Source organism: Rhodococcus sp. IEGM 27 (genome assembly GCF_033142305.1).
GTDB lineage: Bacteria > Actinomycetota > Actinomycetes > Mycobacteriales > Mycobacteriaceae > Rhodococcus_F > Rhodococcus_F oxybenzonivorans.
Window position 1 is genome coordinate 62,504 of the sequence record NZ_JAWLSG010000018.1, and the last position, 10,111, is coordinate 72,614.

Annotated in this window: 11 protein-coding genes; 7 read left to right on the forward strand and 4 right to left on the reverse strand. The window is 66.5% G+C overall.

What is annotated here, in order from left to right:
• Positions 1-166 precede the first annotated feature (166 nt).
• Positions 167-886, forward strand: coding sequence for a FadR/GntR family transcriptional regulator (locus R4P95_RS31685; protein WP_213574309.1), 720 nt, complete (start codon positions 167-169; stop codon positions 884-886).
• Positions 887-923: 37 nt separating this feature from the next.
• Here R4P95_RS31685 and disA read toward each other — a convergent pair whose 3' ends face one another.
• A complete protein-coding gene (gene disA / locus R4P95_RS31690; protein ID WP_109326508.1) occupies positions 924-2,009 on the reverse strand; it encodes a DNA integrity scanning diadenylate cyclase DisA in 1,086 nt (361 codons plus the stop codon).
• Between the two features lie 87 nt (positions 2,010-2,096).
• Here disA and R4P95_RS31695 point away from each other — a divergent pair, with 87 nt between their 5' ends.
• Positions 2,097-2,660: a PaaI family thioesterase gene (locus R4P95_RS31695; protein ID WP_213574307.1), complete on the forward strand. Its 564-nt coding sequence runs from the start codon at positions 2,097-2,099 to the stop codon at positions 2,658-2,660.
• Between the two features lie 4 nt (positions 2,661-2,664).
• Here R4P95_RS31695 and radA read toward each other — a convergent pair whose 3' ends face one another.
• Positions 2,665-4,050: a DNA repair protein RadA gene (radA, locus tag R4P95_RS31700; RefSeq protein ID WP_159919046.1), complete on the reverse strand. Its 1,386-nt coding sequence runs from the start codon at positions 4,048-4,050 to the stop codon at positions 2,665-2,667.
• Between the two features lie 47 nt (positions 4,051-4,097).
• A complete protein-coding gene (locus R4P95_RS31705) occupies positions 4,098-4,733 on the reverse strand; it encodes a copper chaperone PCu(A)C (RefSeq protein WP_213574303.1) in 636 nt (211 codons plus the stop codon).
• Positions 4,734-4,996: 263 nt separating this feature from the next.
• Here R4P95_RS31705 and carD point away from each other — a divergent pair, with 263 nt between their 5' ends.
• Genes carD through rlmB form a run of 5 tightly spaced genes read left to right on the forward strand, consistent with a single transcriptional unit; the run spans position 4,997 to position 9,036 of the window.
• Entirely contained in the window at positions 4,997-5,485 is a 489-nt protein-coding gene (gene carD / locus R4P95_RS31710; protein ID WP_109326516.1) for an RNA polymerase-binding transcription factor CarD, read from the forward strand.
• 17 nt (positions 5,486-5,502) lie between these two features.
• The gene (gene ispD, locus R4P95_RS31715) at positions 5,503-6,183 is read left to right on the forward strand and encodes a 2-C-methyl-D-erythritol 4-phosphate cytidylyltransferase (RefSeq protein ID WP_213574301.1); all 681 of its coding nucleotides are present in this window, start codon (positions 5,503-5,505) and stop codon (positions 6,181-6,183) included.
• The gene (gene ispF, locus R4P95_RS31720) at positions 6,183-6,659 is read left to right on the forward strand and encodes a 2-C-methyl-D-erythritol 2,4-cyclodiphosphate synthase (protein WP_317747733.1); all 477 of its coding nucleotides are present in this window, start codon (positions 6,183-6,185) and stop codon (positions 6,657-6,659) included. The genes ispD and ispF overlap by 1 nt, the downstream gene beginning before the upstream one ends.
• A gap of 11 nt (positions 6,660-6,670) precedes the next feature.
• The gene (gene cysS / locus R4P95_RS31725; RefSeq protein WP_317747734.1) at positions 6,671-8,065 is read left to right on the forward strand and encodes a cysteine--tRNA ligase; all 1,395 of its coding nucleotides are present in this window, start codon (positions 6,671-6,673) and stop codon (positions 8,063-8,065) included.
• A gap of 2 nt (positions 8,066-8,067) precedes the next feature.
• Positions 8,068-9,036, forward strand: a complete 969-nt coding sequence (rlmB, locus tag R4P95_RS31730) for a 23S rRNA (guanosine(2251)-2'-O)-methyltransferase RlmB (protein WP_109326520.1) — start codon at positions 8,068-8,070, stop codon at positions 9,034-9,036.
• A gap of 64 nt (positions 9,037-9,100) precedes the next feature.
• On the opposite strand, the gene R4P95_RS31735 is transcribed toward rlmB, so the two are convergent.
• Positions 9,101-9,982 carry a biotin-dependent carboxyltransferase family protein gene (locus R4P95_RS31735; protein WP_109326521.1) on the reverse strand — a complete coding sequence of 294 codons (882 nt, stop codon included), beginning with the start codon at positions 9,980-9,982 and terminating at the stop codon, positions 9,101-9,103.
• Between the last annotated feature and the right edge of the window lie 129 nt (positions 9,983-10,111).

Below are 10,111 nucleotides of genomic sequence, written 5' to 3' on the forward strand. Positions count from 1 at the left end.
CGCTAGCAGTGGCCCGCGGCGCTCGGAGAGGCAGTTGGTAGAGCTGCCCACCTGCCTACCTGCCCGGCTGTCAGACAGGTGTCATTGTTACGTGGCTCACTTGCGGTCGTCAACCCTCGGCTCGCGCAGGTTGACGCATTTGCCTGGTCGTGAGAAGAATAATGCCATGAACCTGTCAGACAGCTGGGCAGCCAGGCGTCCCGTGACCGCGCGGGTCAGCGCCGCCGAAGCTGTTCTCGCGGACCTGCGCGCCGCCATCACCTCGGGTGACCTGGCGGTCGGTGAACGGCTCCCTTCGGAAGCGTCGTTGGCGGCGCGGCACGGGGTCAGTCGTTCGGTCATCCGCGAGGCCCTACGGTCATGTCATGCGCTGGGTCTGACCGAGACCAAATCGGGTCTGGGCACGTTCGTCATCAGTGATTCGATAGCGCGCGACCTCGACTTCGGGAATTACGCCGCCAACGAGCTCGTCGAGGCGCGCCCTCATGTGGAGATCCCCGCTGCCGGATGGGCGGCGCAGCGGCACTCTGCCGAGGACCTTGCCGCATTGCGCGGCTTGGCCGGTCAGATGCGCGACGAGGACGACCCCTTGGTGTGGGTGTCCCTGGACGCCCAGTTTCACGCGCTGATCGCCCGGACCAGTCGCAATCGTGTGTTCGAGTCGGTCGTCGTCGATATTCGTGAAGCGCTGACCCGGCAGTCGGAAACGCTCAACCTGGTCGCCGGCCGGCAGCAGAGGTCGAACGACGAGCACGACCGGATAGTCGACGGGATCGAGTCCAGGAGCTACGACGTGGCCGCCAAGGCCATGGCGGAACACCTCGATGCCGTGCGTGTCGCACTGGAATCCGTTGTCGGCGAGGCTTATTCGGCGGATCGATCGTAGGAGGTGGTTCGGCTCGTACCTTGCGATCGGGCGAAAACTAGTCGTACGGACCGGAAATCGACGTTTCGGCGAGCCGGGACAGGCCCTCCCTGATGTGTCGAGCCCACAAGCCGCCGATTCCCTCCACCGACTGCAGGTCGGCGGCCGTTGCGGCAAGCAGCGACTGCAGAGTTCCGAACGAGCCGACGAGCCGGTGAATTTGGTTGAACTGCAAGCGGGGAACTCGGGTGAGAACGCGATAACCACGTGGACTCATGGGGGCCTCGAGCGCTTCGATCGTTCCCGGGTATCCGAACGCGCGAGCCAGAGTCGTCAGGTCGAGCAGGTCGGCGTCGGTGATCTTGTCGAGGGCAGTCAACGACTTCTCGACATCGGGTGCAGGGGCGGGTCCCGAACCGGCGAGATAGTCGCGGACGATCAGTTCCCGTGCCACATCGTTGTCGCCGACGAGCTCTTCGAGTTGGAGGGCGAGCTGTCGGCCGTCGGTGCCCAGCTCGAGTACGTCCTGCTCGATCTCCACAGACACGCGGCGCACCATCTCGAGCCGCTGCACCACGGTGAGCGCGTCGCGGAGGGTGACGAAATCCTCGATCTCGACGACCGACAACTGACGGGTGACCTCGTCGAGGCGCGCCTTGTACCGCTCGAGTGTGGCCACCGCCTGATTGGCCCGGGACAAGATGGTGGCAGACCCGTCGATGACGTGCCGTATTCCGCCGACGTACACGCTGACGATGCTCATCGATTGGCTCACCGACACCACGGGATATCCCGTCTGCATCGCCGTGCGTTCGGCGGCGCGGTGCCGGGTGCCGGACTCGACGGTGGGAATCTTGTGGTCGGGAACCAGTTGGACGTTGGCGCGGACGATGCGCGAACCGTCCGTGGACAGGACGACGGCACCGTCCATCTTCGACAGCTCACGCAGCCGGGTGGGAGCGAACTCGACGTCGAGCTCGAAGCCGCCGTCGCAGATTTCTTCCATCTGCTCGTCGTAACCGAGGACGATCAGTGCGCCCGTGCGGCCGCGGAGAATGCGTTCGAGGCCGTCCCGAAGCGCCGTTCCGGGAGCCAGCCGGGCAATGGTTTCGCGCAGCGCAGACGACGACTCTGCATCGTTCATCGCGAAACACTCCCCGCTGAGGTAGACGTCACTTTGTACAGGGCCGTCGGGGAATAGGGCCCGGACCCGCGTTTAGATTACCTATCCATGAGTAGTACCTGGACTTTGCCCGACGACCTGACCCTGCCGGAACCGGTTGGCACCTTCCCCGCTGCAGGTCAGCCCGTGCCGAAGCACTGGAGCCGGTGCTTCGGATGCGGCGACCAGTCGCCGGCCGGTATGTCCATGAGCTTCACCGCCGGGGAGGACCTCGACGTGTGGGGACGTCTCGAGGTGGCCCCTCGCTATCAGGGCGGTCCGGGAGTGATCCACGGCGGCATCCTGTCGACGGCGTTCGACGAGGCACTGGGCATGGCGTGTCGGGCGACCGTGGACGGTCCGGTGGTGACCGGTCATCTGGAGATCGACTTCGCGCGGCCCATTCCGCTGGGCTCGGTGCTCGAATTTCACGCGCGCATCGACGGAACGATCCGCCGCAAGGTCTACGCCAGTGCGGAGGCGCGCATCGTCGAGGGACCGAACACCGACCCTGACGTGGTAGTGGCCACGTCGCGGGGGTTGTTCCTCACAGTCACGGCCGAACACTTCGAGAAGACCAAGACCTTCGTAGACGGGGTTCCCGACATGCCCTTCGGCACGTCGTCGATCTAGTTGTCTAAATGCGCAGGGAAGCGATGGCCGCTCCGAGATTCCCGACCTCGGTGACCTTCATTCCGGGAGGGGCCGCACCGGAGTCGAGCGGAACGAGGGCCCGGTTGAATCCGAGTCGGGCCGCTTCGGCGAGCCGGCGCCCGACACCGGGAACCCGCCGGACCTCACCTGCCAGCCCGACTTCGCCGAGGATCACCAGCCCGTCGGGGACAGGCTTGTCCTTGACCGCGGAGGCGACGGCGAGTGCCAGCGCCAGGTCTGCGGACGGTTCGGTCATCCGCATGCCGCCGACCGTCGCCGCATAGACGTCGTTCTTGGCGATCGGCACCCCGCACCGGCGGTCCAGCACGGCCAGCACCATGGCCACACGTGCGCTGTCGAGCCCGCTCACCGCGCGCCGGGGTGCGGGCATGGATGTTGCGGCCACGAGCGCCTGGACTTCGCCGAGCAGGGGCCGCTTGCCGTCCATCATGACCGTGACGGCGGTTCCGGGAACAGCTTCGGCGCGGTGGTGCAAAAACAGTCCCGACGGGTCGCTGATGCCGGCGATGCCGTCTTCCCGGAGTTCGAAGCATCCCACCTCGTCGGCGGCACCGAAGCGGTTCTTGACCCCGCGCACCATGCGGAGCGTGGAGTGCTTGTCGCCCTCGAAGTGCAGGACCACGTCCACGAGGTGTTCGAGTGACCGCGGACCCGCGACGGCGCCGTCCTTCGTGACGTGGCCGATCAGTAGGACCGGGACACCGCTGGCTTTCGCGAGCGAGGTGAGCGCACTGGTGACGGCCTTGACCTGGGTGACGCCGCCGACGACACCGTCGACGTCCGCGGCGAGCATGGTCTGCACGCTGTCGACGATCAGCAGGGTGGGACGTACCTGTTCGACGTGACCGAGGATGGTCGCGAGGTCGGATTCGGCGGCGAGATAGACCCGCTCGTGCACCGCGCCCGTCCGGTCGGCGCGTAGCCGTACCTGACCGGCGGACTCTTCACCCGTGACGTAGAGCGATCGGTCGTCCGGGCCCCGCCGCGCCCACTGGTGTACGACCTCGAGAAGAAGCGTGGACTTGCCGACGCCCGGTTCGCCCGCGAGGAGAACGACCGACCCGGGGACCACGCCACCGCCCAGGACACGGTCGAGTTCACCGATGCCGGTGGGTTTGGCTTGAGTGGATGTGCTGTCGATCTTCGTGATGGGGGTCGCCGGCGTGGACGGGAGAACGGCCCCCGCCCCAGCCTTCGCGAGGGAGGCGCCCGGACGACTCGCCACCGGCGCGAGGATCGGAGCCTCGTCCATCGATCCCCAGCTGCCGCACTCGGGACAGCGGCCGACCCATTTGGGCACGGTGCACTGACACGATGAACACCGGAAGCTGGACTTGAGTTTGGCCACCGACGCAGCCTAGAGAGCCGGTCCGACAGACCGGCCCCGGGCGGCTGTCAGTGCCCGCCGCCGCCTTCGGCCTGCGTGCCCGCGGACTTGTCGGACACGTGACGCTCGGTTTCGTGACCGGCGTCGACGGGAACGGACACCGTGACCTCACCGGCCTTCTCGAAGGTGAAGGTGACGGGGAAGGTGAGTCCGGGGCGCACACCCTCCTTCAGATCGTCCAGCGTGACCAGGACGACATCGCTCGGAACCTCGGCGGCCTGATCACGTTCTTGCTCGGCATGACCACCCTCCACAGCGTCCTGTGCGACGTCCCCGGCCACGAGCGCCGTCTGCGGGGGAATCTCCTGGCCGCCGGCGGCATCACGAATGGTGACGGTCTTGGCGACGTCGGTGCTGATCTTGGTCAGCTTGTCGGCGGCATCTTCGTTGTTGTTGATCGCGGTGAACGCGAGGACCGCTTTTCCGCCGGCCTCGATGCTGTACTCGTCCGAGTTGGGGTACACCACGTGCACGTTGCGCAGAGCGATCGATCCGAGGTCGGCACCGTTGCCGTTAACCGCGGCGACCTGACTCGAGGTCTGGGTGATCTGTCCCGCACCGCAAGCGGACAGCGTGAGGGCCGCGCCGGCAGCGAGAGCAACGGCGGTCGCGACTCGGCGAGTCGGCTTGTCGAGAGCAGTCACGGGTTGTCCTCCAGTGTCAGGTTCGCACTCCAACTGGGCAGAGTAGTAGTTCCCTCGTACGGCCCGGTCGCTGGGTACTCACAATGGTTGTCTGCGTGCACCTTCGGCCTCGAAGAACGGCCAGTTCGGAGCCCCTGAGATGCACGTATCACAGGCGCTGTCAACCCCTACGATCAGGCCTCGGTGCCCCTGACCTGCACCGTTGATGCGACCTGGAACCGGTCACGTGTTAAACTCGAAAGATCGAAAGGGGCACGGGACAGATGATTTTTAAGGTCGGAGACACCGTCGTATACCCCCATCACGGTGCGGCGCTGATCGAAGCTATCGAAATCCGCACCATCAAGGGTGAGCAGAAGGAATATCTCGTTCTCAAGGTTGCTCAGGGCGATCTCACCGTACGGGTTCCCGCAGACAACGCAGAGTACGTAGGCGTACGTGACGTAGTCGGTCAGGAAGGTCTCGACAAGGTCTTCCAGGTCTTGCGGGCACCGCACACCGAAGAACCCACCAACTGGTCTCGCCGCTACAAGGCGAATCTCGAAAAGCTCGCGTCGGGTGACGTGAACAAGGTCGCCGAGGTCGTTCGTGACCTGTGGCGTCGCGAGCAGGACCGCGGCCTGTCCGCGGGAGAGAAGCGCATGCTCGCGAAGGCTCGGCAGATTCTTGTCGGAGAGCTGGCGTTGGCCGAAGGTACCGACAGCGACAAGGCCGAGACAATCCTCGACGAGGTCCTCGCGGCCGCGTCCTAGACAGCCGCGACGCCGCAGTGACCGAAGACCGAGGTCCTGTAGTTGCGCTGGTTCCCGCCGCTGGTCAAGGAGTGCGTCTGGGCGAGATGACGCCCAAGGCATTCGTTGATCTCGGCGGGAAGACCATGCTTGTACGCGCGGTCGACGGGCTCCTGCAGTCGGGGGCTGTCGACCGCGTCGTCGTGATCGTGCCGGAAGAGCTCGTCGATTCCACGCGCGGCACTCTGCCTGATGGAGTCGTCGTCGTGCCCGGCGGCAGCGAACGGACAGATTCGGTGCGCGCGGGCCTCGCTGTCGCGGACGACGCAGAATACGTGCTGGTCCACGATGCTGCGCGTGCGCTCACGCCCCCGTCGCTCATTGCCCGGGTCGTTGCGGAACTGCGCTGCGGGCGCAGCGCCGTCATCCCCGTCCTCCCGGTGACGGACACGATCAAGACCGTCGACGTTCTCGGGGCGGTAACCGGAACACCCGAACGCTCCGAACTGCGGGCGGTCCAGACGCCACAGGGCTTCGTCGCACCACTCCTCCGGCGTGCCTACGCCGCCGCGGATGGCATCGCGACCGACGATGCCGGCCTGGTGGAGCGCCTGGGTGAGCAGGTTCGCAGCATCGTCGGAGAACCCACAGCATTCAAAATCACCACACCGCTGGATCTCGTGTTGGCCCGCGCGCTGGTGGAAGAGGGAGCGAACTAGTGCGCGTCGGCATCGGTACGGACGTCCATCCGATCGAGCAGGGACGGCCGTGCTGGATGGCCGGTCTTCTGTTCGAGGGCGAGGACGGGTGCGCCGGTCACTCGGACGGCGATGTCGCGGTCCACGCACTGTGTGACGCATTGCTGTCGGCCGCGGGACTCGGTGACCTGGGTTCGGTTTTCGGCACGGGCAGGCCGGAATGGTCGGGAGTGAGCGGCGCCGCAATGCTCGCCGAGGTGCGACGACTCCTCGGCGAAGAAGAATTCGGTGTCGCCAATGCCGCCGTCCAGGTGATCGGGAATCGGCCGAAGATCGGTCCGCGCAGAGACGAAGCGCAAAAGGTGTTGAGTGACATTCTGGGCGCACCGGTTTCGGTGTCCGCGACCACCACGGACGGTCTCGGACTCACCGGGCGGGGCGAGGGGATCGCCGCGGTGGCCACCGCGTTGGTCATCCCCACTCAAAGCGGCAGGTAAGATCGCTGGTCGTGACCCTGCGCCTATTCGACACCGAGACGCGGGCCATGCGTGACTTCGTTCCGCTGGCCCCTGGACACGCATCGGTGTATCTGTGTGGAGCCACGGTGCAGGGTGACCCCCATATCGGGCATGTGCGCAGTGGCGTCGCCTTCGACGTACTGCGACGCTGGTTACTTGCCCACGACCTCGACGTGGCGTTCGTGCGCAACGTCACCGATATCGACGACAAGATCCTGAACAAGGCCGCCGAAGCCGGGCGCCCCTGGTGGGAATGGGCCGCCACATTCGAGCGATCCTTCACCCGGGCGTATCAGCAGCTCGGTGTCCTTCCACCGTCGATCGAGCCACGGGCCACCGGGCACGTCACCCAAATGGTCGAGATGATGCAGCGACTGATCGACAACGGTCACGCGTACGCCTCGGGGGGTGACGTCTACTTCGACGTGCGCAGCTACGCGAGCTACGGCAGCCTGTCCGGGCACAAGCTCGACGACGTGCACCAAGGCGAGAGTGCCGGCGAATGCAAGCGGGATCCCCGTGACTTCACGCTGTGGAAAGCGGCCAAGCCCGGTGAGCCGTCGTGGCCGACGCCGTGGGGTCGTGGCCGCCCGGGATGGCACCTCGAGTGCTCGGCAATGGCCGAGTTCTATCTCGGTGCCGAGTTCGATATTCACTGCGGCGGACTCGACCTCGTCTTCCCACACCACGAGAACGAGATCGCACAGGCCAAGTGCGCCGGCGACGGTTTCGCGCAGTACTGGTTGCACAACGGCTGGGTCACCATGGGTGGCGAGAAGATGTCGAAGTCGCTCGGCAATGTGCTCTCCGTGCCGAACGTGCTGAAAAAGGTTCGGCCGCAGGAACTTCGGTACTACCTCGGCAGCGCCCACTACCGGTCGATGCTCGAGTACTCCGACACCGCTCTCGACGAGGGGGCCGCGGCGTTCCGCCGGGTCGAATCATTCGTGAACCGGACCTGTGAGCGTGCCGGTGAGGTCCCCGTCGGTCGTTGGACGGAGGCGTTCGGTCGTGCTCTCGATGACGATCTCGCCGTCCCGGCCGCGCTCGCCGACGTACACGGCCGTGTGCGTGAGGGCAACATCGCTCTCGAAGGGGGAGACCTCGAGGGTGCCCGCGAGATCGCGTCGCAGGTGCGGGCCATGATGGGAATTCTCGGTGTGGACCCCCTCGATCCGCACTGGACTCAGGACACCGCGGATGCGTCCGCGGCGACCGACGCCCTGGACGTACTGGTCCGGGCCGAACTCGAGCGCAGGCAGAGTGCCCGGGCCGAGAAGAACTGGGCTGTGGCCGACGAGGTGCGTGACCGCCTCATCCGGGCGGGCATCGAGGTCACCGATACCCCCAACGGGCCCGAGTGGTCTCTCAAGGCAGGACAGTAGTAATGGCTGGAAATTCGAGCAGGCGCGGAGCCGTCCGCAAGTCGGGTACGAAGAAGGGGCAGGTCGCCGGTTCCGGTGGCCAGCGCCGCAGGGGACTCGAGGGGCGGGGCGCCACTCCGCCCGCCGAGGCCCGCACCAAACATCCCGCGGCCAAGCGGGCAGCCAGGGCCAGTCGTGAGGCCGAGAAGCAGCCGGGTCGCGGCAGGCAGACCGCCGGACGCAAGGTCCTCGACGGACCCGAAACCGTGCTGGGCCGTAATCCGGTCGTCGAGTGCCTGCGCGCCGGTGTCCCGGCGACCGCACTGTATGTCGCGGTCGGGACCGAGAGCGACGACCGTCTGAAGGAATCGGTGCAGCGGGCGGCCGACGCCGGCATTTCCATCCTCGAGGTGCCGCGAACCGATCTCGACCGGCTCAGCGCCAACGGCCTGCACCAGGGAATCGCGCTGCAGGTGCCGCCGTACCGTTATGCGCACCCCGACGATCTCCTCGCGGAGGCCCGTAAGCATCAAGAGGCGCCGTTGCTCGTGGCCCTCGACAACATCACCGATCCGCGCAACCTCGGTGCCGTCGTTCGATCGGTGGCTGCGTTCGGCGGACACGGTGTGGTCATCCCGGAGCGCCGTAGCGCAGCGGTGACCGCGGTGGCCTGGCGGACGAGTGCGGGAGCGGCGGCCCGGCTGCCGATCGCCCGCGCCACCAATCTGACTCGTACGCTGAAGGATTGGGCATCCAAGGGTGTTCAGGTCGTCGGTCTCGACGCGGGCGGTGACACCACTCTCGACGACTTCGACGGCAGCGGTCCCGTCGTGGTCGTGGTCGGGTCGGAGGGCAAGGGCCTGTCGCGTCTGGTTCGGGAGAACTGCGACGCAATCCTGAGCATTCCCATGGCCGGGCCCGTCGAGTCGCTCAACGCCTCCGTCGCCGCAGGCGTCGTACTCGCCGACATCGCGCGTCGCCGCCGGAGCTAGCCGGATCGCGAGCACCGAAGTGTCTTGGGCTCCGGCCGCCGTATCTTTGTGACCCTCGTGAGGGTCATCGCGGGATCGTCGGCGCGACCATCCGGTGGAATCGCATTCGGTGGCCGGGGCGCAATTGTGCGGCCATCGGCAGGTCGTCCTCGACGACGACCGCGATCACGGGATACCCACCCGTGACGGGATGATCGGCGAGGAACAGGATCGGCCGGCCGTCGGGCGGCACCTGCAAGGCTCCCGCCACCATCGCTTCACTGGGCAGTTCACGGGTAATCGCTCGATGCAGAGGTCCCGGCCCGGAGAGGCGTGCGCCCACGCGGTTGGTGTCGGAGCTCACCGTCCAGGTCTCCCGCAGGAGCGCGTCGACCGATGCCTTGGTGAACCAGTCGTCGCGGGGTCCCAGTCGAACCCGCATCATCAACGGATCCTCGGGAGCTGCGGGCGGGGGCGCGAATTCGTCGGCAGGCCAGTCGGTGCAATCCGCTCCGACGAGGATTCGATCACCCTCGGCCACCGGGTCCGGGCCGAGATCCGACAGCGTGTCTCTCGAGCGGCTGCCCATCACCGGCGGAACGTCGACACCCCCGCGCACCGCGAGGTAGCTACGTAAACCTTCCGACGCGTACGCCACCTCGAGCAGATCACCGGACTCGAGGTGCAGCATCGTGTAGTCGGGCTGCGGTCGCGAGTTGACGGTGACGGGCGCCCGCGCACCGGTGACCGCAACCGACACGGTGCCCGCGACGCGCACGGCGAGGCCGCCCAGTGTGATTTCCAGAGTGGCGGCCCCGGACCTGTTGCCTACGAGCCGGTTTGCGCAGTCGTGGGCGACGCGGTCGGCAGCGCCGGACTCACCGACTCCCACCGAGGCGTATCCGGGCCTGCCCCGATCCTGCACGGTGGTGAAGGGTCCGGTGCGCACAACCTCGAGCCAAGCCATGGGCCGATTGTCTCGCACCACCACCCCCCGTGAGTACTTATTAACATGGGGTGGTTTGTTGAGTCTGGGGACATGTGAGACAGATGATGTCCACCCAGATGTGAGACACGCTGCTGTCGATTGAGGTGT

Excerpts from the sequence above, each read along its gene's own strand:
- R4P95_RS31685 (WP_213574309.1), top strand. The coding sequence starts at position 167 with ATGAACCTGTCAGACAGCTGGGCAGCCAGGCGTCCCGTGACCGCGCGG.
- disA (WP_109326508.1), bottom strand. The coding sequence starts at position 2,009 with ATGAACGATGCAGAGTCGTCGTCTGCGCTGCGCGAAACCATTGCCCGG.
- R4P95_RS31695 (WP_213574307.1), top strand. The coding sequence starts at position 2,097 with ATGAGTAGTACCTGGACTTTGCCCGACGACCTGACCCTGCCGGAACCG.
- carD (WP_109326516.1), top strand. The coding sequence starts at position 4,997 with ATGATTTTTAAGGTCGGAGACACCGTCGTATACCCCCATCACGGTGCG.
- rlmB (WP_109326520.1), top strand. The coding sequence starts at position 8,068 with ATGGCTGGAAATTCGAGCAGGCGCGGAGCCGTCCGCAAGTCGGGTACG.
- R4P95_RS31735 (WP_109326521.1), bottom strand. The coding sequence starts at position 9,982 with ATGGCTTGGCTCGAGGTTGTGCGCACCGGACCCTTCACCACCGTGCAG.